This is a genomic window from Macrococcoides goetzii (genome assembly GCF_002742385.2).
Lineage (GTDB): Bacteria > Bacillota > Bacilli > Staphylococcales > Staphylococcaceae > Macrococcoides > Macrococcoides goetzii.
Map to the genome: position 1 here is coordinate 473,614 of NZ_MJBI02000001.1, position 26,354 is coordinate 499,967.

A 26,354-nucleotide genomic window follows, 5' to 3' on the forward strand; every position below is an offset into this window, starting at 1 on the left:
GCGGCTCCATTCGATGACTAAATAAGACTTTCTACCAAAACAACATAATGATGTGATGTAGTAAGTGTAGTAATGAGTTATTCAAAGCTAAAATTAAGAAAGATGGCAATTATACTTGATTACTCAACTCAACATCTATTGTATACTCATTATTAAAACGATCGATTAACATTGATTTGTTGTTTGCAGAGGATTCTAACTGCTCAATGTAACTACGAACGTATTGCTCGTCGATAATACCTTCTTCAACGATTCCAACACCAGCGACAGCTTTAATTCGCTCCTGTCCATATCCGAACGAAATGTTATTATCAAGCATGTTGACGATATTTCTTTCAATTTTAAGAGACTCCAGGAGTTCTGAAGGTGAGTATAACTTATCTTCAAATTCAATCTGAGCATTACAGTTCGCTCTATGAATAGCTGTTTTTAAATTGGAGATATCAGACTTTAAACTCTCAATTAAGCGTAATGTTTCATGCACTAAAGCATTCTTTTCTTCTGTAACAATACTTTTATTATTTAATGCGATCGGTACGCGAAACTCTGTTCTGAATTTTTCTGTTGCATTATCAAGTTGAGCACGTAATTTACTTGAGATGAATATTGCTTGCTGGATAGTTAAAGAAGTCATAAGAATAGCCTCCATTTTTTAGTAGTGGAAATATTATATAATATCCATTTGGAATAATAAAGCAATAGCTTTATAAATGTTATTGATTTAAAAGTTTTTGAAAATAACTTAAATTTATTTAATATTCTTTATTTTATCAGTCAAATGATATAAAATGACTGATAAAGAGGTGTATATATGGTTGGATATAACTCAAATATTGTGAATTTAATGACTAAAATTCATGAGTACAAAGGTAAACAAATTATTTATTTACAATATAATACTGCCACATTGGAGAAACTTAAATTTTCAGGTTTGTATCACAATGTGAAATATGGTTGTGCTTTATCAGGATATTCTGTATCTGATACAAAGTTATTACAGATACTACAGTTTAAAAAATCATTTAATAATGAAATAGAAGCGCAAATATGTGGATTTAGAGATGCATTGTTATATATTGTAGAGGATTATGAATTTATTGACATCAATTATGAATCAATTTGTGCAATGTATTTAGAGATGTCAATGGGAGACGAAGAATCGATATCAAAATCTTCAGAAGTCCAAAGAGATGCTGTCAAACAATTATGTTTACATTATAATAATGTAATCGATTTGCCACATACAAATATACTAATCGAGATATTTCAATTTGTGTTTGAATTTATTCAGTCTAATCTGCTTGCTAATAAAACGCTCTTATTTTCTCGTTTATTATTGAATTTACTGTTGTATAAATCTAATATTTTAGTAACTCAGTATCAAAGTATCGAAAAACTGATTTATGAAGATATCGCTGGTAATAATAAAAGGTTGAAGAAAAAGAATGTTGATTATTTTCCTTTTGAAGATATACAGGGTTTTATGAATTATTATTTTTATAAAATACTGGAGTCCTATGAATCACTGGACTATAATTTCCAGTTAATATTAAATGAGAAAATAACGCCGCAGTATAGAGTACTTAATGTTTTAAATAGATCCTTTGAACCGATTGCGCGTAAAGATCTAGAGATTATGCTCGCAGATATTAGTCGTAAAACCATTGAACGGGCATTAGTACAACTTCAAAAAGAAGACTTTATTGTTAAAGTTGGACAAGGAAAATCTACACAATATAAAGTGAAATAATGATTGTTTCACGTGAATAAGGGTGAGTTGATGAAAGTATTTGCAGTGGATATGGATGGCACGTTTCTAGATAGTAATAATAATTATGATAAGAAATTTTTCGAAAGATTAAATACAGAATATAAAGATGAATTTAAGTTGTTAGTAGCAAGTAGCAATACTATTTCTCATCTCAAAACATTTTTTGAGCAAAAAGATATATACTATATTGGCTTTAATGGTGCAGTCATTGCGTTTGATGATAAAATTATAGATACGCAATTTCTCGATTACACTGATATTAATCGGATTTTAAAGTATTTAAATAATAATAATATTTATTCTTATGTAGCAAGTACATTAGAAAAATCTTATATTAACATATTAGCCGGAGATCAATTTATCAATCGAATGCAGCAGTATTATAACGATTTGATTATAAATAATTTGGATGAAATGAATGATATTACTAAAATCACAATTGAAATAAAAGGTGATATGAAAGAATTGATTGTTCAGTTAAATACTTTATGCCAATCAAGCATTGCAGTAGATAGTGGTTTTAATTGTATCGATATCATTCATAAAGGAACAAATAAAGCTGTTGCAATTAAAAAAGTGATGAATATATTGGGTGCAAATATGAATGATTTATATGTCTTTGGTGACAGTGATAATGATATTGAAATGCTAAAACTTACAGAAAATTCTTTTGCAATGACAAACGGAAATGACAAAGTTAAATCAATCGCAAAGACTGAAATACCGAGTAATGATGAAAATGGTGTGTTAATTACAATGGAGAAAATATTAAAAGAAGAACTTTGAGCAATATTATAAATATTGCTGCAAAGTTCTTCTTGCTATAGCATCTGCATGTTTATTCTGATGTCTAGGTATCCAGTTGATAATTATTAAATCAAAGTTTGATTGCAACTTAAGATACTCCTGTAAATAAGGTTTAAACAGAGGTTGCTTCACATAATTTTTATCAATAGAATCTACAACAATTTTGGCGTCACTTTTTATCAGTAAAGTTTTACAATCATTGGTTAAAGCAAGCTTTATTCCGATAATTAGACTTTGCCATTCGGCTATATGATTATCTACAGCACCTAAATATTCTCCATATTCAATCGTCTTACCATCAAGTTTGAGAACAATACCACACGCGCTATGAAGTGGATTCTGCTTTGTTGATGCATCAATAAATATTTGAGCCATATTTATACCTCATGTTCCTATTTTTTTTAAAATCTCGCAAAACGACTATAAGTTATCTGTTTTATGATAACGTTTTGCCCAGTAACCGAAAGGAATGTTTAATATTGTTGAAGCTAATTTAAATAAATAAGTCGTTATAAAGATTTCAAAGACAATATTATTAGGCATTAAACCGGTAAATGCAATTAAAGAAAATAATGCAGTATCTACAATTGAACTGAATATCGTACTTCCATATGCACGTACAATAAATGTTTTCTCTGATGAAAAATATTTTTTGATTAAATTAAATAAGTAAACATCTACATATTGTCCGATAATATATGCAATGATTGATCCTAATACGATTCTAGGTACGACACCAAATAACGTCTGCATGCTTTTTTGTGCGATATCTGTCTCTGTAGGTGTAAATTGTAAAGATATCGCCATTAATATCGTCATAATAATAGCTGATGCAAATCCTAGCCACACCGCTTTTTTTGCTACTTTACGGCCATATCTGTCATTTAAAATATCTGTTGCTAAATAGATTGACGCAAATAGGACATTCCCTAAAGTTGCAGTAATACCAAATAATTCAACAGACTTTGTTACTTGAATATTTGCAATCACTGTACCGATTGCTACCCATACAAATAACCCTTCCTTTCCAAAAAAACGATACATGAGTACCATACATAAAAACGTTAACAAAAAGGCAGCAAGTGCCCATAATTCATTACTCATAGCAAACCTCTTTCTATAAAAATTCAACTTATGTATTATAGAGTGTATCTATTGAATTTGCAAGTTATCATTTAGGAAACAAATGAGCATCAATTTTTTTGCAGTTTTGATATACTAATTTTTGAGGTGAGATAATGAACCTGCAACAAAAAGTGACTTTAAAACAAATCGATACTTTAACGGATCATTATTGTGAAGGATGTATGCTTAAATCATACCACCGCAAAGCGTATGGCAAAACTTACGCACATCACTATTGTATAAAGAAATGTTCTGTAGGTATTGAAATAAAACAACTCGGCAATATATTGCAGTAAGGAGCTATTATGAAGATCACAAAAATTGAACCAACACCAAGTCCTAATACGTTAAAAATAACACTTGATTATAAAAAAGAGGATATGAAAAGTAATACATATTCAACAATACATGAAACTAATCCCGTATTTATTAATGCATTACTTCAAATAGAAGATGTAAAATCAGTTTTTCATGTTATGGATTTTATTTCTGTTGATAAAACGCCGAAGTCCGATTGGGAAGTGGTACTACCACAAATAAAATCTGTTTTTGAAGAAGAGATTGATGTTCAACAAGAAATAACAGTGGATAATGGTGAAAAGAAAGTTGAAGTACTAGAATTTAAAAGTATTCCTTATCAAATAAAAGTTACAGATAAAGATGGAGAATCACGTAAACAACTGGATGTAAGATTTATCGATGCGATGCTAGCTGCACAAAATGATGATGATAATGTTATTTTACTCCGTAAATGGATTGATTACGGTGTAAGATATGGTGAGACAGATGAAATCATCCGATCCATTAAAGAAGAAATTGATGCTAAATTTCCTGATGATGTTTTGACAGAATATATTGCAAAAGGTAAAGCAAATCAGTATATAGATACATCCAAGAAACTAGAAAAAATTACTTTGGATGAATATAATACGATTGAAGATTGGCAGGAACGTTATCGAAAGATAGATCATTATCCGAATCCAGACTTATCTGATCTGCCTTTTTTTGAAGCAGTGCTACTAGATGAGAAGCCTCAGATAAGGCGTCTTGCTGTCGTATTTTTAGGTATGATAGAAGATAGAAAAGTATTACCTGCTTTGCATAAAGCAATGAATGATAATAATTTAACTGTACGCCGTACAGCTGGAGATACTTTAAGTGATCTTGGGTTTAAAGAAAGTTTACCAATAATGCATGCAGCGTTAAATGATAAACATCCAATTGTCAGATGGCGTGCAGCGATGTTTATCTTTGACGAAGGTGATGAAAGTAGTTTAACTTATTTAGAGCAACATCTAGAAGATCCTGCATTTGATGTCAAACTTCAAGTACAAATGGCTTACGAACGAATTAAAAATGGTGAGGCAGCTGTTGGTTCCGTTTGGAAACAAATTGCTAACCGTAACAAAGGAGAATAATGAAATGAATGCTTATGAAGAATATATGAAATCACTTGCGAACGGAATGAGAAGTGAATTAACGAATCATGGTTTTGAATCTTTAGAAACAAGTGAAGCGGTTGTAGGTTATTTTAATCAAGTGAAAGAAGATGAAACAACTTTTGTAGTTATTAATTCGGTATGTGGATGTGCAGCAGGATTAGCACGCCCTGCAGCTGTTACAGTTGCTACACAAAATGACAAGAAACCTGATCACTTAGTAACAGTATTTGCAGGTCAGGACCGTGAAGCGACAGATAAAATGCGTGAATACGTAGCACAAGCACCTTCAAGTCCTTCGATGGCATTATTTAAAGGACAATCATTAGTTGGTTTTATTCCAAGAGAACATATCGAAGGACGACCTGTAGAAGAAATTTGTATGGATATTAAAGAATATTTTGATGACCACTGCTAAAATTAAACTGCGTATTACAACTTGCGTTAAACCGAATCGTTTAATATTGAAATATTTGAAATGTATTGTATCTGATGTTAAGACATATTCAGATGTAAATTATGAAGTTATTGAAAGAAAGAAGCTAACCATTAAGAATTTATTTGAAGAAGATACAACGCCTGTAATGGTAATTCAACAAACAGGCGTTGTATTATATACTTCTGTTGAAAATAAGATTTTTTATCATGAAAATACGACACGCGTTAAGTATAAAGCTTACATTACCGGCAATCATGTGCCTCCTCTTATCGAACTTATTCAGGATGATTCTATCAATACTGACATCATCATCGATGCCACAACTGGAATGGCAAATGATTTAATATTAATGGCTCTAACGATGGAAAACAGCATATTTTATGCATTTGAAGACAATTTCTATATTCATTTTGCAATAAAATGGGGCGTGCATTTTTATTTCAATGTTTTAGAGAAAAATAAAATAGATATATCGCGCATACATTTTATTTATGGCAGTGTTGTAAATCATATGGGTATACTGAATCAGGCAGATGTTATCTATTTAGATCCAATGTATGAAGAAACTGTTGTGACGTCTAACATTGCTTCTTTAGTTAATGTAGTAACCCATGATATTGAAAGTGATCGTAAGCTATTAAATACGATATTTGAGCATTTCAAAGGGAAAGTCATACTGCGCGCGCATTTTAAATCCAGTTTAATTCGTGATTATCAGTTTACTATGAATGTTAGAAAACAAACGAAGACACATTATGGTTATCGTTATTTATAAATCATTGCACAATAAAAAGGCTTCGTAAATTCGAAGCCTTTTTATGATGTATCAATTATTCAGTTATACACATGCTGATCATATAGCATAATAATAAGAATAAACCTGAAACGACCATCATATCTGCGCCCATATATTTCACCCCTAGAATGTAAATCTCTAATATCTAATTCTTTAATTAATTGTTATATAAATGTATTATAAAGTATATAAGAAAAAATAGAAAGAGGTGACTTGATGAATTCATTCGATCAAGCTTATCACGATTTGTGTAGAAGAGTTTTAGAAACTGGTAAAAATAAAGATGATCGTACAAACACGGGAACGCTTTCTGTCTTCGGTCATCAAATGCGCTTTGATTTATCAAAAGGATTTCCTTTGTTAACAACAAAAAAAGTTTCTTTTAAGCTTATCGCAACGGAGCTTATATGGTTTATGAGAGGTGATACAAATATCAAGTATCTACTGGAATATAACAATAACATATGGAATGAATGGGCATTCTTAAAATGGATTGAAAGCGACGATTATATTGGTCCGGACATGACGAACTTCGGACATCGCGCACTTGTTGATGAAAATTTTAATGAAGCATATAAAAAACAACTTAAAATTTTTAAAGATAAAATTTTAAATGATACTGACTTTAGTAAAAAATATGGAGATTTAGGTAATGTTTACGGTAAGCAGTGGCGTAATTTCGAAACGAAGAATGGTTCGACTGACCAGCTTATGGAAGTAATTGAAGGAATAAAAAATAATCCAACGAGTAGACGCCATATTATCTCTGCCTGGAATCCAGGAGAGATTGACACGATGGCGTTACCACCATGTCATACGATGTTTCAGTTCTATGTTCAAGATAATAAATTATCATGCCAGTTATATCAAAGAAGTGCAGACATATTCTTAGGTGTGCCTTTCAATATCGCTAGTTATAGTTTATTAACACACCTAATCGCTAAAGAATGCAATCTTGAAGTTGGTGAGTTTGTGCACACATTTGGTGATGCCCATATCTACTCAAATCATATCGATGCAGTAAACGAACAGCTATCAAGAGACTCTTTTGAACCACCTACTTTAAAGATTAATACCGATAAATCAATCTTCGATATTGAATATGAAGATTTAGAAATAATCAATTATCAGGCACATCCAGCGATAAAAGCACCTATTGCAGTATAAGGAGAATCATTATGTTATCAATTATTGTTTGTCACGATCAAAATAGAGTTATTGGATATGAAAATAAAATGCCATGGCATTTGCCGAATGATTTGAAACGCGTAAAAACATTAACAACAGGGAACACGATTGTTATGGGTAGAAAAACTTACGAATCATTAGGTAAAGCTTTACCAAATCGACGTAATGTCGTCATTACGCGTGATGAATCATTTAAGCCAAATGATGCAGATGTTATTCATTCACTTGAAGAAATCAATGCATTAGAAGGTCATGTATATATTTTTGGCGGACAAAATTTATATGAACAAACAATCGATATGGTAGAAGATATGTATGTTACTGTAATCGAGAATAAATATCCTGGAGATGCTTTTTTCCCGGAATATACTTTCGAGGATTTCACAGTAAAATCGATTGAGGAAGGTATACTTGATGAAAAGAATCTTGTACCGCATCATTTTATGCATTTAGTGAGGAAAGAAAAATGATTAGATTAATAAGAACGATAGGGACAATCATTGGATATGCAGCTTTTGTCACGCCAAAATTAAATGGTGTAAAAAATTCATTAACCCAATATGATACTGTTGCTGAACAAGATTTAGTAACAAATCAATATCCGAAAAGATGGGCCAGTAAAATATTAAGAACAGCCGGTGTAAAAGTAAATATTCACGGCGATCAAAATTATCCAGAAAATGGTGTATTATTTATTTCAAACCATGAAGGTAATTTTGATATTCCTGTGCTAATTTATGCCATCAATAAACCGTTTGGGTTCGTCTCAAAAGTGGAAGTGAAGAAAATACCATTTTTACATAAGTGGATGGATTTATTAAATTGTATCTATCTCGATAGGACGGATCGTCGTTCATCAATTCAAATGATTCGAGATGGTGTCGCATCATTAAAAGCGGGACATAGCATTATGATTTTCCCTGAAGGTACGCGTAGTAAGGGTAATGGTATGGCAGAGTTTAAAGCGGGATCATTCAAACTTGCAAAAAGTGCTAGGGTACCAATCGTTCCTATAGCTATTAAAGGTACTTCTGAGCTGATGGAAAAATATAATAGTAAAAAAATTGTACCTGGTCAGGTTGATGTCACGATATTAGATGCAATTGAACCAGAAATATTCGATCGTTATTCTTTACAAGAAGTTGCTAATCTTGTACATGAGCGTATAGAATCAGTAATAAAATAACAACAGATATCGAGGGATAAAATGAGTAAAATTAAATTGATAGTAGATTCAACACATGATTTACCTCAGCAATATTTAGATGACCATGGCATTGTACAGGTGCCTTTAAATATTGTGATGGATGGCAAGACATATTTAGATCAGGAAGAAATTACATCTGAGGAATATTTGAAACAACTCGTTACTTTAAAGGATATTCCTAAAACAAGTCAGCCGCCTACAGGAAAGTTTGCTGAAATTTATGAAAAATATATAGACGAAGGTTATGAAATATTAAGTCTGCATATGACGCATCGATTAAGTGGTACTGTAGGAAGTGCACAAACAGCTGCAGGTATGGTGAATGGTAAAGTGACTGTTGTTGATAGTGGGTTTATTGCACAATCATATGGATTTATCATTCAAAATGTGGCCGAACTTATTATCAAACATAAATCAATGGATGAAATTGTAGCTGCTATTGATATGATGAAACATCAATCTCGCTTATTTTTGGTAATTAGTCAACTTGATTACTTAAGAAAAGGCGGACGTATCTCTCGTGGTAAAGGATTTATAGGTGGATTGATGAATTTAAAACCGGTAGCAGAAGTTATTGATGGAGAAATACAAGTGATACAAAATGCCCGCACACAAAATGCAGTCGTAAAATTATTGACGAAAGAAGTCGCAAAAATGGCTGATGACTATAAATATATACGTATTGGTATTTCACAAGCGGATGCAGTGGATCTATTAGACAAAATTAAGGCTTCTATTGAACAATACACAGACGAGAAAATTTCTATTAATACTACAACGCCAATTGTGTCAACACATACTGGGCCAGGTGCAATAGGATTGTCGGTATTTGGATATAATGATTAAAGCGATAAAACACCCTGTTTGGTTTATTTTATTTATTTTATTATTGTGCATAAATATTTATTCAATATTTTGGGCGAGACAAATATTTTCTGAACCTTTACAAATGAAAACGTTACCTACATTTGAAATGGATTCAAAGGATACGATGATTTTATCGGAAAAAACAATCAAGCATTTTATTACAATGGATGATAAAAATACAAAGATTAAATTTAAAGATCACTTCATTTGGATTGATGCTAAATCGAAATTTATGACTTTAGATGTACAAACTAAAATAAAGACAACGCCAAAAGTCATTGCTCCTGGGGTTCTTGCTTTAAATATAGAGCGTATAGACATCGGACGTCTACCTTTATCAAAACAAAAAGCTTTGCGTATCGTTGATAAATATGGTAATTTGCCTAAAGAAGTCACATTGGATGAAGAAAATAAGCGTTTCATCTATACTCTAGGTATACAAGAAATTGGCGATACAAAAATTTTACTGAAAAAAATTGATGATGAGAAAGCGTGGCACTTCGATTTAAAAATAAAGGAGTGATTGGATGGCATTAGCAACTTTAGCAGGTGGATGCTTTTGGTGCATGGTTAAACCATTTCACCAGTTTGATGGTATCATATCTGTAATTAGTGGGTATAGTGGTGGACACGTAGATAATCCTACTTACGAAGCAGTTTGTACAAATACTACGGGGCACCGTGAAGCAGTTCAAATCTCTTATGATGAAAATATTATAAGTTACCAGGAAATTCTGGATATATACTTTAAAACTTTTGATCCTACTGATAATGAAGGACAATTCTTTGATAGAGGCGAAAGTTATACACCAGCAATTTTCACTCATAACGATGAACAAAAACAAATCGCAGAAACAGTAATTCAAAAGTTAAATGACGCTAAAATATTTAAAAAACCGGTATCTACACCAATTATCACTTACAAAAATTTTTATCCTGCCGAAGCATATCATCAGGATTATTATAAAAAAGCACCCGCTCATTATGCAGCCTATAGTGAGGGTTCTGGGCGAAAAGGATTTATTAAATCACACTGGGGTGAACAGGATGCTTAAAAAAGATATCAATGAACTAAATGAAATGGAATATTACGTTACGAAGCAAAATGGTACTGAGCCACCATTTGAAAATGAATACTGGAATCATTTTGAAAAAGGTATTTATGTGGATAAAGTGAGTGGAAAACCGCTATTTACTTCAAATGATAAATTTGATTCTTCTTGTGGATGGCCATCCTTTTCAAAAGCAATAAGCGATGAAGAAATTATTGAATTAGTCGATAAGTCCTACGGAATGACACGAACAGAAGTCAGAACTGAACTTAGCGATATTCATCTTGGTCATGTATTTAACGATGGTCCAAAAGATAAAGGTGGATTAAGATACTGTATTAATTCAGCAAGTATTCAATTTATACCATACGAAAAATTAGAAGCATTAGGTTATTCTGAGTATATAAAAGTATTAGATTAATATTTATTGGGTATGATAAACATAATTAACAAATTAAATTTGTATTGGAGGAATTATTATGTTCAAAAAAATGTTTGGTAAAGGTGAAGAAGTTTCAAAAAATATTGAAATTAAGGCGCCGATTACAGGTAAGTATGTAGCGATTGAAAATATACCTGATCCTGTGTTCGCACAAAAGATGATGGGTGAAGGTTTTGGGATTGAACCTTCAGAAGGCAAAGTTGTATCCCCAATAGATGGGGAAATCGTCAATGTATTCCCAACAAAACATGCAATCGGTATTAAAGCAAATAATGGTCTGGAAGTACTTATCCATGTTGGTTTAGAAACTGTTGCAATGAACGGAGAAGGATTTGACGCATTGGTAAGTGCAGGCGATAAAGTAAAAGTCGGCGATGCGTTATTAGATTTTGATATTAATTTAATTCAAGAAAAAGCTTCTTCTATTATTTCACCAGTTATCATTACAAATTCTGATGTGATTAATCAATTGGATACATTAAATAGTGATTTATTAGCGCGTGGTGAAACAACTGTTTTATCAGTCGAAGTAAAATAATGAAGCAAAGTTCTTTTTATCATTACGCATTAACTGAACGCGGTGCAAAAAATGAATTTGGTATTTTTGCTGAAGCTGTATTCAATGATTTAATGTTTCCTAAAGAAAATCTTGATTTTGAAGATTTGTCAACATATATAGAAGAATATGGTTCTTCTGATATGTCACTTTCTACATTTGATAAAATGTACGAAGCATATCAGGAATGGTTAAATTTTTAGCATGTATCATTTGATACGTGCTTTATTTTTTGTTTTTTTATATACTATTGAAATAAACTTAAATTAATTGGATGTGAAATATGTTGAACCATGAAAAAAATGAATTTGAACAATCAAATGAAGAAAATGACAAAAAGGTAAAAAGAAATTACGAGATTTCCCCTTTTAAATTTATTATGATGATTGTGTCAACAATTATTATAACCGCTGCTATTACTGCATTCTCAATATTAAGTGGCAATGAAAAAATCATTAAAGATGATTCTCCTAAACGCAGTGAATTTGTAAAACTTTATCATGTATACGATACTTTAAATCAGGATTATTATAAAGATGTAAAAAAAGAAGACCTTGTCGATGCGGCTATCAAAGGAATGGTTAGTGGCTTAAAAGATCCTTATAGTGAATATATGACAGAAAAAGAACAAAGTGAATTTTCTGAATCGATGCAAGGTGATTTTCAAGGTATTGGAGCAGAAGTTGAACAAAAGGATGGAAAAATCTTAATCTCAAGTCCGATTAAGGGTGCACCAGCATATAAGGCAGGTATTAAACCAAATGATATCATCTTAGCAATTAATGGTAAGACCATTGAAGGATGGAATACACAGCAAGTTGTCAATAAAATACGTGGTAAAAAGGGAACAGATGTCGTTTTAACAATTAAACGTGGTTCGCAAGATCCATTTAAGGTTACAATAACACGTGATAAAATCCATATGGACAGTGTTACTTCAAAAATTACAAAAGATAAAACTGCTATTATTACAGTGACAAAATTCCAGGAAAAAACGTCAACAGAATTTCATGATGCGCTGAAAAACATGGATGAAAAAGGTATGAAACGTTTAGTCATTGATTTACGCAATAATCCTGGTGGTTATCTGGATGAAGCTACTAAGATGGCGAACGAGTTTCTTGATAAAGGTGATACCATTTTATATACAGAAAATAAGCAAGGTGATAAAAAGAATCTGACAGCGAAAAATCCTGCCAATCCAATTACAAAGGATTTGAAAACAGTGATCCTGCTTAATGAAGGTTCAGCGAGTGCTTCAGAAGTATTTGCTGAAGCGATGCGTGAAAATGATAAATCAGAAATTGTTGGAACGAAATCATTTGGTAAAGGTATCGTTCAGACTGCAACACCTTATAAAGATAAATCGATGTTGAAATATACACAAATGAAATGGTTAACGCCTAAAGAGAACTGGATTCATAAAAAAGGAATTGTACCAGATGTTGAAGCAAAATTACCTGCATATACGAATGCGCAAATATTAGATCCAGATACAGTGCTGAGTCTTGGTGAAAAAGGGAGTAATATTAAATCATTAGAGTTAGGACTAAAAGCTCTAGGGTATGATCCTGGTAAAATAGACACTGTATTTGATAGCAAGACAGAACAAGCGATTATTGATTTCCAGACAGACAAAGATTTAAAGATCAATGGTCAACTTAGTGGCAAAACAACTGAAAAGTTTACAGAATTATTAATGAAAAAAGTTCAGTCAGATGATACACAATTAAAAACAGCAATAAAAGAAGCAAAATCAAAATAATGGAGTGAAACGAATGAAAATTGCATTTACGGGTGGGGGAACGATTGGTCATGTCGCTGTTAATATGGCTTTAATTCCTAAAGCAGAAGCGCAGAAGATTGAATGTATATATATCGGTTCTAAAAATGGGATAGAAAAAGATGAAATTACAAAACGATTTCCAAACATTAAATATTATGGCATCTCGAGTGGTAAATTACGCAGATATATCTCTGCTGAAAATCTTAAGGATATCTTTAAAGTCCAAAAAGGCGTATTAGATGCATTGCGTGTTTTAAAAAGAGAAAAACCGGATATAGTATTTTCAAAAGGTGGATTTGTTGCTGTTCCTGTTACGATTGCTGCAAAAATGCTTAATATTAAAATAATCATCCATGAATCTGATGTAACACCAGGACTCGCTAATAAATTAGCTTTAAGGTTTGCAAATAAACTTTATACAACTTTTGAAGAAACTTTGAAATATGTCCCAAAAGAAAAGTCAGATTACGTGGGCAGTATTATTCGTGATGATTTATTTTCCGGTGAAGCATTAAATGCTTATCAAATCACACAATTCAATCGTGAAAAAAAAGTGATTATGATTATGGGTGGATCTCTTGGATCTAAATTAATCAATAAGGCAGTAGGAGATAATCTGGATGTTTTATTAAAAAAATATCAGATTATTCATCTGGTAGGCCGTGGTAATTTAGATATATCGATTCAAAAAAGTGGTTATTATCAAAGAGAATTTGTTTCTGAAGAATTAATGCATCTTTATAAGATTACTGATATTATGATTTCCCGTGCAGGCGCAAACGCTTTATTTGAATTTTTAGCCTTACAGAAACCGATGATATTAATTCCACTTGGGTTAGATCAAAGTCGAGGAGACCAAATAGAAAATGCTAAAATCTTTAAAGCTAAAGGATTTGCTGAAGTCATCGAAGAGTCTGATTTAACGAGCCAGACGTTAATCGAGTCGATTGAAAAAGTTGAAGCAAATTATGTGGAGATGAAAAATAAAATGCATGCTGAACAGGTTACATATACAGCTGAAACCCTTTTAGAAAAAATTATATTCGATGCAAAGTAGGAGAGATAACATGTCGAGAGCGAGAAGAATTACCTTAATTTTAATATTTAGTTTTATTTTTGGCGTAATAGCTTTGTTCCATGAATCAAGACTAGGTAAATGGATTGATAATGAAGTATATGAATTTATATATTCTTCTGAAAGTTTTATTACAACGTCTATCATGCTCGGATTTACTAAAGTGGGTGAAGTCTGGGCAATGATAGCATTAAGTTTACTAGTAGTTGCATATCTTATGCTGAAAAAATTAAAGATAGAAGCGTTATTCTTTGCACTATCAATGATTTTATCAGGTACATTAAACCCTTTATTAAAGAACATTTTCGATAGAGAACGTCCAACTTTACTTCGTCTAATCGATATTACTGGATTTAGCTTCCCAAGTGGTCATGCAATGGGCTCAACCGCATTTTTTGGCAGCCTGGCATATCTTTTTAGTAAAAGTGATCGTAAGTTAAAACCATATTTAATTGGATTATGTGTGTTTACGATTATCATGATTTCTTCAAGTAGAGTTTATTTAGGTGTACACTATCCGACAGATATTATTGCCGGAATTGTCGGTGGTATTATTTGTATTCTTTTATCTCAAACAATTTTGCATAAAGTAATTGACAACCATTCTCAATAAGGTATAATAGTTATTGAAAATGGTTCTCAATTAAAGAGTTCCCCCTCTAGTAGAACATTTTCAATTAACCCCCCAATATTTTGCCCATACACTCCTGACTTTGCCCAGTCAGGAGTTTTTTGTGTTGATTTTTATTTCTTTGTAAATTTTAATCATAAACATATGAATTTTCTTAATTTCTTGATATGATTTTGCTATATCATAGAAAAAGAAGGTGCCACAGTGACAATTAACGTATTTGAATCTGTCGTGTTAGAGAATGAAAGAATTAAATTAATACCGATGCAAATTGAACATGCAAAAGATCTTCATGAAATCAACCATGAATCAATTTGGAGTTATATGTTATTTAAAGCGACAGATATGGATTTAATGGAACAATGGGTCATTGACGCGGTGCATTTAAGAGAAAAGATGAAATCTATTCCTTTTATCGTCGTAATGAAAGAAACAAATGAAGTAGTTGGTTCTACACGAATAAAAGAGATAGATTATGATAATGATAGTTGTGAAATTGGAACGACCTGGTTTGGTGTGAAAGCACAAAAAACTTATGTTAATACAGATAGTAAGTTTTTACTATTGGAGTTCTGTTTTGAAACATTAAATATGGTACGTGTTCAAATTAGAGCAGATGAGCGCAATGAACGTTCTAATAGAGCGATAGAACGATTAGGTTTTCAAAAAGAAGGTGTTATTCGTAAAGAACGTAATCTAGATGGTGTAAGAAGAAATTTAATTATTTATTCAATCATAGATGATGAATGGCCAGATGTGAAAGAAAATATTAAACAAATTCAGGAGAAATACAACAAGAAATAGCTTTTTAGGAGTTGGTTATTTGCATAGTATTTTAATTATAGAAGATGAAGAAAATTTAGCACGTTTTATTCAATTAGAATTAATGCATGAAAGTTATGAAGTCGGTGTTGTTTATGATGGTGAAGCTGGTCTTGAAGAAGCAATAAAAAATGATTATGATTGTATACTTTTAGATTTGATGCTACCTAAAATTAATGGCTTAGAAGTATGCAGGAAACTTAGAAAAGTGAAAGATACTCCAGTAATAATAATTACAGCGAAAGGTGATACTTACGATAAAGTCATTGGTTTAGATTACGGTGCAGATGATTATATCGTAAAACCTTTTGATATAGAAGAGTTACTTGCTAGAATAAGGGTGATTTTACGTCGTCAACACCAACCGAAGAATGATATTGTTGAAGAGAATATTTTACAAATTGATCAAATGAAGATCAATCTTGATGCATTCTCAGTTTCGATTGACGAAAAAGTACTTGAATTAACAAAGACTGAATTTGAACTACTAAAGCTACTTGTAGAAAATAAAAAACATGTACTGACAAGAGAACAGATTCTGACAAGTGTCTGGGGTTATGAAAGTGAAGTTGAGACAAATGTAGTTGATGTGTATATAAGATATTTAAGAAATAAACTTAAACCATTTCAATATCATAAGCTGATAGAAACTGTCCGCGGCGTAGGTTATGTCATACGATGAAAACGAAATCACAATCATTACGCTCGAAATGGACTGTCTTAACAACGACACTGACATTTATCATTTTTATGATTTTTAGTCTATTCATAATATTTTTAATCAGTACATACCAAAAAGAGCAGGAAGTAGAAAATCTAAGGAAAAGTGTCACGGATATTTCTAATCTATTTGAAGAAAAAACGACTGGGGAAGTGACACAGTCAGATATTTACCGTGCAATCAATAAAAATGAAAAAGTTTTTTTGTATAATCTTGATGGAAATAGAATTTATGATGTCAGTACGAATTCTAGTTACGACTTTAATCTACCGGTTATAAAGACAAATGAACGCAGTCTTGTTCAGAAAAAAATTGGAGAAAGACAATTTTTATTAATGTCAACGCCATTTCGCAACGAACATTATAACGGCTATATTACCGTGGCCCGTTCTCTGGATGATTACTTTAATGTGATGCAATTTCTAATATTACTGTGTAGTTTCTTTGGCCTTACAGCTTTATTTATGACAGCTTTAATCAGTTTTTTATTTTCTAATCAGATTACAAAGCCTATTCGAAGACTTTCAAGTAAGATGAATCAAATTAAAAGAGATGGCTTTCAGAATAAACTGCAAGTCTCTACAAGTTATTATGAAACAGATGATATGATTGATACATTTAATGAGATGATGAGTCAGCTGGAATCAAGTTTTGAACAGCAGAAACAATTTGTAGAAGATGCAAGTCATGAACTTCGCACACCGCTACAGATTGTTAACGGTCATTTAAATCTCATACAAAGATGGGGAAAGAATAATCCCGAAATATTAGAAGAATCTCTCTCTATCTCATTGGAGGAGATGAATCGTATCAATAAACTTGTTGAAGAATTGTTATTATTATCGAAAGACTCAAATTTATTAGAAACAAAGCAGATTGAAAATATTGATATCAATGCAGAAATTCAAGGTAGAATTCACTCAATACAACAGCTTAAAGACGATTATATGTTTGAGTATCATTCAACTCATGAACAGATTAAGCTGAATATCAATCGTTTTCATTTTGAACAAATTTTACTGATTTTTCTGGATAATGCGATGAAATATGATCAGATTAATAAACGTATTGTAATTCGTACCTCTTTGAAGAATAAATTAGTTCAGATTGAAATTATCGATAATGGAGAAGGTATTCCAAAAGAAGATATTCCGAATATATTTGATCGTTTTTATCGTGTTGATAAATCAAGAGCAAGAAGTAAAGGTGGAAATGGTTTAGGTTTATCCATCGCTAAAAAGTTAATCGAAACATATAAAGGACAAGTGAAGATAGAAAGTGAAGTCAATCAATTTACAAAAGTTATTATACAATTTCCAATACGTACAATATAATTCACAAAGATATGTTTTTCCCCTTTAATTTCGTGCTTTGCTTTGTTAAAATAGCTATGTAAACGTTTTATTTAATTAAATGGAGGGTGGAACCATGACAAAAGGTAAAAACCTAGATGAAGCACCACCTAGATTTGGAACGAACTTAGGTATTCTTTTAGAAATGTTCGATCAATATCTAGTGGATCCATCGTCGGTATCTGATGAGTTACAAGTATTATTTTCAAGTATTCAGGGGGGGCAATCAGCACTATCAGGAAATGCAATTAGTGCAGGTAATGCCGATACTGAGAAAGTTAAGCGTGTGTTAAAGTTAATCGATAATATTAGGTTGTATGGGCATCTTACAGCTGATATATATCCATTATACCGTCCACAGAGAGAAAATTTGCCAGCATTAACGCTTGAGGATTTTAATCTGTCAGAAGAAGATTTGAAATCTTTGCCAGCTGGACTAATTTCTGAACGTTATGCGCAGCAATTTGACAATGCTTTAGAAGCAATCAATCATTTACAAGCAGCTTATCAAAGTACAATAGGCTTTGAAATTTCACATATTAATGATGCTAATGAACGTGAATGGCTAATTGAACAAATCGAATCACGTGAGCATCATCAATTTAGTAAAGACGAAAAGATTAATCTATTAAAAAGTCTTGCACACGTTGAAGGCTTTGAAAAATATATCCATAAAAATTTTGTAGGTGCAAAACGCTTCTCTATTGAAGGTGTAGACGCTTTAGTACCAATGTTAGAGCAAGTATTGCGTATTGCAAACAAAGAAAACATCAAAAATATTGAAATTGGTATGGCACACCGAGGTCGTTTAAATGTATTAACACACATTTTAGAAAAACCGTACGAAATGATGTTATCTGAGTTTATGCATACCGACCCACTGAAATTCTTACCTGAAGATGGTTCGCTCGTTGTAACGAAGGGTTGGACGAGTGATGTTAAATACCACTTAGGTGGTAAAAAGACAACAACGAAGTATGGTAATGAGCAAGTTGTTTCTCTTGCGAACAATCCTTCGCACTTAGAAATTGTGGCACCTGTCGTTTTAGGTAAGACACGTGCAGTTCAGGAAGTAACGACTGATGTTAGTAAACCTGAACAGGATTTCAATAAAGCATTAGCAGTTTTAATTCATGGAGACGCAGCATTTCCTGGTCAAGGCATTAACTTTGAGAGTATGAATTTAAGCAATTTAGATGGATATTCTGTTGGTGGTTCGCTGCATATTATAACAAATAACCGTGTAGGATTTACAACTGAGCCATATGATTCAAGATCCACTACGTATGCAACTGACGTTGCCAAAGGTTATGACTTACCGATTATTCACGTTAATGCTGATGATGTCGAAGCTTGTATGGAAGCGATTGAACTGGCAATGGCATTCCGTCAAAAATTCAACAAGGATTTCGTAATTGATTTAGTAGGTTATCGTCGTTACGGTCATAATGAAATGGATGAACCGACGATTACGAACCCAATGTTATATAAAGAAGTAAAAGGTCATCCAAGTATTGAAATCAAATACGGTAAAGAACTTGTAGCAGAAGGCGTTATTACTGAAGATGAAATGAATGCAATTTTTGAGGGTGTTACTGCTGAAATGCGTGCTGCACATGATAAAATTGATAAGAGTACGAAAAATAATGACAGTGAAATGCTAGCACCTGTTGAAGTGACAGAAGGTTATGAAAATGTGGAAACTGGCGTTTCATTTGATCGTTTGAAGAAACTTAATGAAGAAATGTTAAATACGCCAGAGACATTTACAGTATTTAATAAGCTGCAAAAAATTCTTGAACGTAGAAATGATCCATTTACTAAAGATGGATTAATTGACTGGGGACATGCTGAACTTTTAGCATATGGAACAATCATTCAAGACGGAAAACCAGTAAGACATACAGGTCAGGATGCGGAGCGAGGAACATTTGCACATCGTCATGCGGTATTAAATGACGAGAACAATGGAGATAAATATGTACCTTTACAACACATTTCTGACGCAAAAGCATCTTTTGATATTCATAATTCTCCGTTATCAGAAGCTGCTGTTGTAGGATTTGAGTATGGCTATAATTTAGAAAATAATGATGCATTAGCTGTATGGGAAGCTCAGTATGGAGATTTTGCTAATATGGCACAAATGATTTTTGATAATTTTGTATCAAGCGCAAATGCTAAATGGGGAGAACGTAGTGGATTAACGTTGCTTTTACCTCACGCTTATGAAGGACAAGGTCCGGAACACTCTTCTGCACGTTTAGAGCGTTTCTTACAGCTTGCCGGTGAAAATAACTGGACGGTTGCAAATGTAACTTCGACAGCAAATTATTTCCACTTATTACGTCGTCAGGCACATTATTTAAATACGTTACAGATGCGACCACTTGTATTAATGAGTCCAAAGAGTTTATTACGTAATAACTTCGTAGCAGATACGGTGGATAAGTTTACTGAAGGAAGCTTTAAACCTATTATTTCTGAAAGTTATAAAAAGACGAAAGTTAAGAAGTTGTTAATTGCAAGTGGGAAAGTTGCTATTGACTTATACACTGAATTGCAAAAAAATCCAAATGATACAATTCACTTAATTCGATTAGAACAATTGTATCCATTACCAAAGGAAGAAATTCAAGCAATTATTAACGATTTACGTGGATTAACTGAAATCGGATTTGTTCAGGAGGAACCTGAGAATCAAGGTGCGTGGCAATACATTTATCCAGAATTACTGGAGATGGCACAAGGAATTGACGTTAAATACTATGGTCGTGTTCGACGTGCTGCACCATCTGAAGGCGATAATGAGATTCATAAACTTGTTCAAACAAAAATCATCAATGAAGCTTTAAACTTATAAGGGGGAAATAAAAGTGGCAGAAATCAGAGTTCCAGAATTAGCAGAATCAATTACAGAAGGTACGATATCGACTTGGTTTAAACAAGTTGGAGATACAGTTGAAAAAGGTGAAAACATCGTTGAGCTTGAAACAGATAAAGTTAACGTAGAAGTTATTTCTGAAGAAGCAGGTGTTATTACAGAAATAAAAGCACAAGAAGGAGATACAGTTGAAGTTGGATCAGTCATCGCAATTGTTGGTGAAGGTGGGGCAACATCAGCACCAGCAGAAAATAAATCACCTGAAGCTGCTCCAGCAACTTCTGAAAAAACAGAAGAAACAGTACAATCAGCTGAAACTTCAAAAAATGCGCCGGAGTCACCTGAGGCTGTAACAACAAATAAAAAAAGCGGACGTATTGTAGCAACACCGTCTGCTAGAAAGTATGCGCGTGAACATGGCATTGATTTAGATTCAATCAATCCTCGCGACCCTAAAGGATTAATCAGAAGTCATGATGTACAAAATGCAGTTAATGCACCTGTCCAAGCTGAAAAACCAGCAGCTCCAGCACAGGAAAAACCTGCAAAACCTGAAAATCCTTCGAAACCTGTAATTCGCGAAAAAATGAGTCGCAGAAGAAAAACAATTGCTAATAAATTATTAGAAGTTTCTCAGAATACTGCAATGCTTACTACGTTTAACGAAATCGATATGACAAATGTAATGGATTTACGTAAACGTAAAAAAGATGCATTCCAGGAAAATCACGACGGTACACGTTTAGGTTTCATGTCATTCTTTACAAAAGCTGTTGTAGCAGCACTTAAAAAATATCCTGCTGTTAATGCTGAAATTGATGGAGACGATTTAATCTTAAAACAATTCTATGATATCGGTGTTGCTGTATCTACTGACGAAGGTTTAGTAGTACCTGTTGTACGTGATTGTGATAAGAAGAACTTTGCTGAAATCGAAGGTTCTATCTATGATTTAGCAATTAAAGCACGCGATAAAAAATTAGGTTTAGATGATATGATGGGTGGTTCATTTACAATCACTAACGGTGGTGTATTCGGTTCATTAATGTCTACACCTATTATCAATGGTACGCAAGCTGCTATTTTAGGTATGCACTCAATCGTGACGCGTCCAGTTGCTATTGATAAAGAACGCATGGAAAATCGTCCGATGATGTATGTCGCATTAAGTTATGATCACAGAATTATCGATGGTAAGGAAGCTGTAGGTTTCTTGAAAACTGTTAAAGAATTAATCGAAAATCCTGAAGATTTATTATTAGAAAGCTAATTTGTTATAAATAATTTACCCAGTAACTTATACACGTTATAATAAGTATAAGTTACTGGTTTTTTATATTTGGAGGGGAAACCATGGATTTATTAGGATTACATCACGTCACTGCCATTACGAGTGATGCACAAAAGTGTTATGACTTTTATCATAATGTTCTAGGATTAAAGCTTGTTAAAAAGACAGTTAATCAAGATGCAGTCGATACATATCATCTGTTTTTTGCTGATAATGAAGGTAGTCCAGGTACAGATGTGACTTTCTTTGATTTTAAAGATGCACCAAAACATGTACGTGGCACAAACGATATTTATGCCTTTTCATTACGTGTACCAACAGATTATAGCCTTTATTATTTTAAACAGCGTTTTGATGAAATGCAGATTAAATATGATGCGGTTATTAAAATAAACGGCAAACATGCACTACCTTTCTATGATTTCGATGATCGCCTAATATATTTGATTTCTGATGAATTGAATACTGGTATTCCGATGGGGAAACCTAATCCCCATAGTCCTGTAGAAAGTGTTCATCAGGTTTTAGGGTTAGGACCAGTCTTACTTGCAGTAGAACACACGCTCGTTACAGCATCAGTTTTGACACAAATACTAGATATGGAACGTACCGGAGAATATGAACATAGTGACTCTTTAGATACAGTACATGTATTTTCAATGGGTGAAGGTGGTAACGGCGGTGAGGTACATCTTTTAAAACGTACTGGCCAGACAGAGCAAGGATATGGTGGTGTTCATCATGTCGCATTTAGAGTGAGTGATGCGTTAAAATTACAAGCTGCTTTAAATAAATTAAATACTGGTAATATTTCAAACTCAGGGATAGTTGATCGATATTATTTTAAATCTTTATATTTCAGAGATATTTCTGGTATATTATTTGAACTTGCAACAGATGGTCCTGGATTTGCATCTGATGAACCAGTTGATGCTTTAGGTGAACGTTTGAGTTTACCACCATTTTTAGAAGCACGTAGAAATGAAATTGAAAGCGCATTAAAACCAATTCAAACAAAATAAAGATATGGAGTTGTTAATATGTTACATGAAGAATGGCAAGATAAAGCTGCAATCAAACAAGTTAAAGTTGTTAATGTTGATGCTAAAAAATATAAAGTAAGCGATATGCTTACTGTCGGTCAAGTTTATGATGTAGTCAATGAAACAGAAGAATACTATCATATACGAGACAACAGTGGAAAAGTGGGTGGATATTATAAAGAATATTTTGAAGAAATTTAAGAATTTTATTAGTACAGAAAGTAAATACTGATAAAATATTGTATTTATAATACTTTTTGTGACAATTTCGTCAAAACAGTTTATAACAAAATATTAGTACAATCATGTATAATAAGGTTAAACAATAAAGGGGCATAATATTGCCTCTTTTTATTTTGAAAAGGAGTACGATTATGCAAAAATATCAAAATAGCGATGTAACGATATACGAGGACGCTCTGGCAATGCTAAATTTAAGTAAAAATGTACTATTAAAGGGGCCAACTGGTTCTGGTAAAACGAAATTAGCAGAAACTTTGAGTGTTGATATGGATCAGAAGATGAATAGTATTAACTGTTCGGTAGACTTAGATGCAGAGAGTTTATTAGGTTATAAAACAATCGAAAATATCAATGGTGAATCTCGAATCGTATTCGTGGATGGACCAGTTATTGAAGCAATGCGTGAAGGTAATATATTATATATTGATGAAATTAATATGGCTAAACCTGAAACGTTACCTATTTTAAACGGTGTGCTTGATTTTCGTAGAACAATAACGAATCCGTTTACTGGAGAAGTGATTAAAGCACATGATAATTTTAAAGTAATTGCAGCGATAAATGTTGGTTATGTAGGTACATTACCAATGAACGAAGCATTAAAAAATAGATTTGTCGTTTTAGATCTTCACTATATAAGTGGTGATGTCTTAAAACAAGTTATCGTAGAACAGACGACATTACAAGATACAAAGATCATTGATCAGATCATAAAGTTTAATCAGGATTTAGTAACGATGGCGAGTCAAGGTCAAATTAGTGAAGAAGCAAGTTCAGTCCGTGCTTTGCTTGATTTCTGTGATTTAATACAAGTAATGCCGATTGAACGTGCAGCGAAACGTGCAATCATTGATAAGTTGGATGATGAGCGAGAACAAAATGCGATTATCAATGCAATGGAACTGAATTTTTAATGAGTGAAAAATTTATATTATTTAATGATGAGCGCGTTGATCCATCATTAATAATGACTTTGACTGACTTAGCCCAATTATTACGTGAAGATGAGACGGTGAAAGTAAACTTTCAGAAGTTTGCTTATTTTGACCTTGCAGAAAATACGATTAATGTAGCATTCAAATGGAAACATAGAGAACATGAAGAAGAAATGAAATTATTAAAGAGTGACACGATTTTACATGCTATTGGGTTTGATTATACAGATTTAGATGTTGTAGAAGATGTACTAGATGAATCATTTCGAGTAAAAAGCTTCTTTCAGCAGCTCTTTATGATGATTGATGAATTTAGATTAATGCATTTAATCAGTGAAGAAAGACCTTTTACAAAGAAATTCTTTGATGTACGCATTCGAACAAAGTTAAAAGAGAATGAAAGCCAGATAAAATTTTATCAGACAAAGGCGATGCCCACTGATGAATTATTTTTACAAATTGAACATGCATTACTGACAGATAATATCCTTTCTTTTCAGACAATGTTTTTTACGGAACTTGAATACAGCATTCAGCTTGCCTTACAATCATTTTATGACTTAAAAAATACTGAAGATAGTGCAAATCTTGCAATAAGACTTATGCTATTAATTGAACCAAATTTAACGAAAGATATGTTAAACGACTATTACCATATCCCGAAATTAGCATATATGAATGCTAAAGCTATTAAAAAAGCGAATTTAGATAAAGCGAAACAAGACGTAGCAGAAATGGATGAATCAGAGTCAGTACAGACAAAACAACGTGATACAGAAACAAAGAGTGGTGCTTATCTTGAGACTGAAGTAACAGAAGGTTCGAACAGTAATAATATAAAAGAAAATGAGCGTGAAGGTGATGCAAGTGATGACATTACTGAGATGATGATGGGGAAAGGTAAGACAAAACCGCCTCAGACAGACGCAGAAGGTAATGATATTAGTGACATCGTCGGGGAAGAGAACATCAATACAAAGATAATTTGGAAAGAAACGGTGCAAGATGATAAAAGTCTGACAATATATAATGCATATAAAGAAGATGTATTAAAAGAGATAAAAACATTGGTCAACGTGATTAACAAAAGCGTCGATCATGAGGTCAGCGCAAAGCGTCAAGGATTGAGTAAAGGAAAATTAAGCCGAAACCTTACACAATGGTTTTTAGATGATCGCAAACGCGTATTTTATAAAGAAGACCAGAAATCTTATAAATTAGATGCAACGTTTATGTTATTAATTGATGCTTCTTATAGCATGGAAGATAAACTGGAAGAAACAAAGAAGGGTATCGTGTTGTTTCATGAGACATTACAACAATTATCGATAAGACATGAAATTATGGCTTTCTCTGAAGATGGGTTTGAAGCGGATAAAAATATTCAGCCAAATATTTTAGAACAAATCATTACTTACCAAAATTCCTTACAAAATCAATATTCTTCAAATGTAGTGAGTTATAAGACCGGTGAGGATAATCGGGATGGTTTAGCGATTCGGATAGCTGGCAATATGTTAAAAGCACGTCAGGAAAAACAAAAATTTTTAATCGTATTCTCAGATGGTGAGCCATCAGCATTTGATTATGAATCGAATGGTATTATGGATACCCATGATGCAGTAGTTGCGCTGCGAAAAGAAAATATATATGTCATCAATATTTTCTTAAGCCAGACAAAAATCGACGAAATTACGATGGCAACAATAAAAAATATTTATAATGATTACTGCATCTTTGTGGAAGGTGTAGAAAAGTTACCAAGTGTGATACAGCCGCTTCTTAAAACTTTATTACTTCAAAGTATGAAACAATTTTAGAATAATTACACACACATATTAACGATGTGTGTATTTTTTTTAAATTTTCTGAAAAATTGTAG

General features: G+C 32.6%; 30 protein-coding genes. 27 read left to right on the plus strand and 3 right to left on the minus strand.

The genetic code is table 11. The annotated features are described in order from the left end of the window. Positions 1–109 precede the first annotated feature (109 nt). Entirely contained in the window at positions 110–634 is a 525-nt protein-coding gene (locus BFS35_RS02540) for a hypothetical protein (protein WP_099578150.1), read from the minus strand. Between the two features lie 177 nt (positions 635–811). On the opposite strand from BFS35_RS02540, the gene BFS35_RS02545 reads away from it, so the two are divergent. Both BFS35_RS02545 and BFS35_RS02550 read left to right on the plus strand, forming a co-directional pair. Next, positions 812–1,750 carry a Fic family protein gene (locus BFS35_RS02545; RefSeq protein WP_099578148.1) on the plus strand — a complete coding sequence of 313 codons (939 nt, stop codon included), beginning with the start codon at positions 812–814 and terminating at the stop codon, positions 1,748–1,750. 30 nt (positions 1,751–1,780) lie between these two features. Next, on the plus strand, positions 1,781–2,557 hold the full coding sequence (locus BFS35_RS02550; RefSeq protein ID WP_099578146.1) for a Cof-type HAD-IIB family hydrolase: 777 nt from the start codon (positions 1,781–1,783) through the stop codon (positions 2,555–2,557). Positions 2,558–2,563: 6 nt separating this feature from the next. Here BFS35_RS02550 and BFS35_RS02555 read toward each other — a convergent pair whose 3' ends face one another. Continuing rightward, a complete protein-coding gene (locus BFS35_RS02555; RefSeq protein ID WP_099578144.1) occupies positions 2,564–2,953 on the minus strand; it encodes a ribonuclease HI family protein in 390 nt (129 codons plus the stop codon). Positions 2,954–2,998: 45 nt separating this feature from the next. Further along, positions 2,999–3,682, minus strand: a complete 684-nt coding sequence (locus BFS35_RS02560) for a queuosine precursor transporter (RefSeq protein ID WP_099578142.1) — start codon at positions 3,680–3,682, stop codon at positions 2,999–3,001. A 134-nt stretch (positions 3,683–3,816) separates the two neighbouring features. On the opposite strand from BFS35_RS02560, the gene BFS35_RS02565 reads away from it, so the two are divergent. The 25 genes from BFS35_RS02565 to BFS35_RS02685 all read left to right on the plus strand — a co-directional run bounded on the left by BFS35_RS02565 (position 3,817) and on the right by BFS35_RS02685 (position 26,292). After that, entirely contained in the window at positions 3,817–3,999 is a 183-nt protein-coding gene (locus tag BFS35_RS02565) for a zinc-finger domain-containing protein (RefSeq protein WP_099578140.1), read from the plus strand. A gap of 9 nt (positions 4,000–4,008) precedes the next feature. Next, entirely contained in the window at positions 4,009–5,121 is a 1,113-nt protein-coding gene (locus BFS35_RS02570; protein ID WP_099578138.1) for a conserved virulence factor C family protein, read from the plus strand. A gap of 4 nt (positions 5,122–5,125) precedes the next feature. Beyond that, positions 5,126–5,560 (plus strand): BrxA/BrxB family bacilliredoxin, encoded by a 435-nt coding sequence (locus BFS35_RS02575; RefSeq protein WP_099578136.1) that lies wholly within the window; start codon positions 5,126–5,128, stop codon positions 5,558–5,560. After that, the gene (locus tag BFS35_RS02580; RefSeq protein WP_099578134.1) at positions 5,547–6,356 is read left to right on the plus strand and encodes a class I SAM-dependent methyltransferase; all 810 of its coding nucleotides are present in this window, start codon (positions 5,547–5,549) and stop codon (positions 6,354–6,356) included. Before BFS35_RS02575 ends, BFS35_RS02580 begins: the two co-directional genes overlap by 14 nt. Before the next feature lie 234 nt (positions 6,357–6,590). Then, positions 6,591–7,544 carry a thymidylate synthase gene (locus BFS35_RS02585; RefSeq protein ID WP_099578132.1) on the plus strand — a complete coding sequence of 318 codons (954 nt, stop codon included), beginning with the start codon at positions 6,591–6,593 and terminating at the stop codon, positions 7,542–7,544. An 8-nt stretch (positions 7,545–7,552) separates the two neighbouring features. Beyond that, positions 7,553–8,035: a dihydrofolate reductase gene (locus BFS35_RS02590; RefSeq protein ID WP_099578130.1), complete on the plus strand. Its 483-nt coding sequence runs from the start codon at positions 7,553–7,555 to the stop codon at positions 8,033–8,035. Further along, positions 8,032–8,751 (plus strand): lysophospholipid acyltransferase family protein, encoded by a 720-nt coding sequence (locus BFS35_RS02595; protein ID WP_099578128.1) that lies wholly within the window; start codon positions 8,032–8,034, stop codon positions 8,749–8,751. Before BFS35_RS02590 ends, BFS35_RS02595 begins: the two co-directional genes overlap by 4 nt. 21 nt (positions 8,752–8,772) lie before the next feature. Next, complete coding sequence (locus BFS35_RS02600) at positions 8,773–9,618, plus strand: DegV family protein (protein WP_099578126.1); 846 nt, start codon at positions 8,773–8,775, stop codon at positions 9,616–9,618. Continuing rightward, positions 9,611–10,162, plus strand: coding sequence for a DUF2140 family protein (locus BFS35_RS02605; protein WP_147329901.1), 552 nt, complete (start codon positions 9,611–9,613; stop codon positions 10,160–10,162). Before BFS35_RS02600 ends, BFS35_RS02605 begins: the two co-directional genes overlap by 8 nt. Positions 10,163–10,166: 4 nt before the next feature. Continuing rightward, positions 10,167–10,694: a peptide-methionine (S)-S-oxide reductase MsrA gene (gene msrA, locus BFS35_RS02610; protein WP_099578122.1), complete on the plus strand. Its 528-nt coding sequence runs from the start codon at positions 10,167–10,169 to the stop codon at positions 10,692–10,694. After that, the gene (gene msrB, locus BFS35_RS02615; protein ID WP_099578120.1) at positions 10,687–11,112 is read left to right on the plus strand and encodes a peptide-methionine (R)-S-oxide reductase MsrB; all 426 of its coding nucleotides are present in this window, start codon (positions 10,687–10,689) and stop codon (positions 11,110–11,112) included. Before msrA ends, msrB begins: the two co-directional genes overlap by 8 nt. Positions 11,113–11,170: 58 nt before the next feature. Beyond that, positions 11,171–11,671 carry a PTS sugar transporter subunit IIA gene (locus tag BFS35_RS02620; RefSeq protein ID WP_099578118.1) on the plus strand — a complete coding sequence of 167 codons (501 nt, stop codon included), beginning with the start codon at positions 11,171–11,173 and terminating at the stop codon, positions 11,669–11,671. Then, complete coding sequence (locus tag BFS35_RS02625; protein ID WP_099578116.1) at positions 11,671–11,892, plus strand: YozE family protein; 222 nt, start codon at positions 11,671–11,673, stop codon at positions 11,890–11,892. Before BFS35_RS02620 ends, BFS35_RS02625 begins: the two co-directional genes overlap by 1 nt. Positions 11,893–11,972: 80 nt before the next feature. Beyond that, positions 11,973–13,454 (plus strand): S41 family peptidase, encoded by a 1,482-nt coding sequence (locus tag BFS35_RS02630; protein ID WP_099578114.1) that lies wholly within the window; start codon positions 11,973–11,975, stop codon positions 13,452–13,454. 13 nt (positions 13,455–13,467) lie between these two features. Then, positions 13,468–14,532, plus strand: a complete 1,065-nt coding sequence (locus BFS35_RS02635; protein WP_099578112.1) for an undecaprenyldiphospho-muramoylpentapeptide beta-N-acetylglucosaminyltransferase — start codon at positions 13,468–13,470, stop codon at positions 14,530–14,532. Between the two features lie 10 nt (positions 14,533–14,542). After that, positions 14,543–15,163: a phosphatase PAP2 family protein gene (locus BFS35_RS02640; RefSeq protein ID WP_099578110.1), complete on the plus strand. Its 621-nt coding sequence runs from the start codon at positions 14,543–14,545 to the stop codon at positions 15,161–15,163. A 222-nt stretch (positions 15,164–15,385) separates the two neighbouring features. Then, positions 15,386–15,985 (plus strand): GNAT family N-acetyltransferase, encoded by a 600-nt coding sequence (locus BFS35_RS02645; protein ID WP_096076500.1) that lies wholly within the window; start codon positions 15,386–15,388, stop codon positions 15,983–15,985. Between the two features lie 19 nt (positions 15,986–16,004). Next, entirely contained in the window at positions 16,005–16,685 is a 681-nt protein-coding gene (locus tag BFS35_RS02650; protein ID WP_099578108.1) for a response regulator transcription factor, read from the plus strand. After that, complete coding sequence (locus tag BFS35_RS02655; protein ID WP_099578106.1) at positions 16,682–18,058, plus strand: HAMP domain-containing sensor histidine kinase; 1,377 nt, start codon at positions 16,682–16,684, stop codon at positions 18,056–18,058. Before BFS35_RS02650 ends, BFS35_RS02655 begins: the two co-directional genes overlap by 4 nt. A 94-nt stretch (positions 18,059–18,152) precedes the next feature. Further along, on the plus strand, positions 18,153–20,939 hold the full coding sequence (locus BFS35_RS02660) for a 2-oxoglutarate dehydrogenase E1 component (protein ID WP_099578104.1): 2,787 nt from the start codon (positions 18,153–18,155) through the stop codon (positions 20,937–20,939). Positions 20,940–20,952: 13 nt separating this feature from the next. Continuing rightward, positions 20,953–22,230, plus strand: a complete 1,278-nt coding sequence (odhB, locus tag BFS35_RS02665) for a 2-oxoglutarate dehydrogenase complex dihydrolipoyllysine-residue succinyltransferase (RefSeq protein WP_099578102.1) — start codon at positions 20,953–20,955, stop codon at positions 22,228–22,230. Between the two features lie 83 nt (positions 22,231–22,313). Next, positions 22,314–23,273, plus strand: a complete 960-nt coding sequence (locus tag BFS35_RS02670) for a ring-cleaving dioxygenase (RefSeq protein ID WP_099578100.1) — start codon at positions 22,314–22,316, stop codon at positions 23,271–23,273. A gap of 18 nt (positions 23,274–23,291) precedes the next feature. Beyond that, a complete protein-coding gene (locus BFS35_RS02675) occupies positions 23,292–23,495 on the plus strand; it encodes a DUF6501 family protein (protein ID WP_099578098.1) in 204 nt (67 codons plus the stop codon). A 173-nt stretch (positions 23,496–23,668) separates the two neighbouring features. Further along, on the plus strand, positions 23,669–24,451 hold the full coding sequence (locus BFS35_RS02680) for an ATP-binding protein (protein WP_099578096.1): 783 nt from the start codon (positions 23,669–23,671) through the stop codon (positions 24,449–24,451). Then, on the plus strand, positions 24,451–26,292 hold the full coding sequence (locus BFS35_RS02685) for a vWA domain-containing protein (RefSeq protein WP_099578094.1): 1,842 nt from the start codon (positions 24,451–24,453) through the stop codon (positions 26,290–26,292). The genes BFS35_RS02680 and BFS35_RS02685 overlap by 1 nt, the downstream gene beginning before the upstream one ends. Positions 26,293–26,354 lie beyond the last annotated feature (62 nt).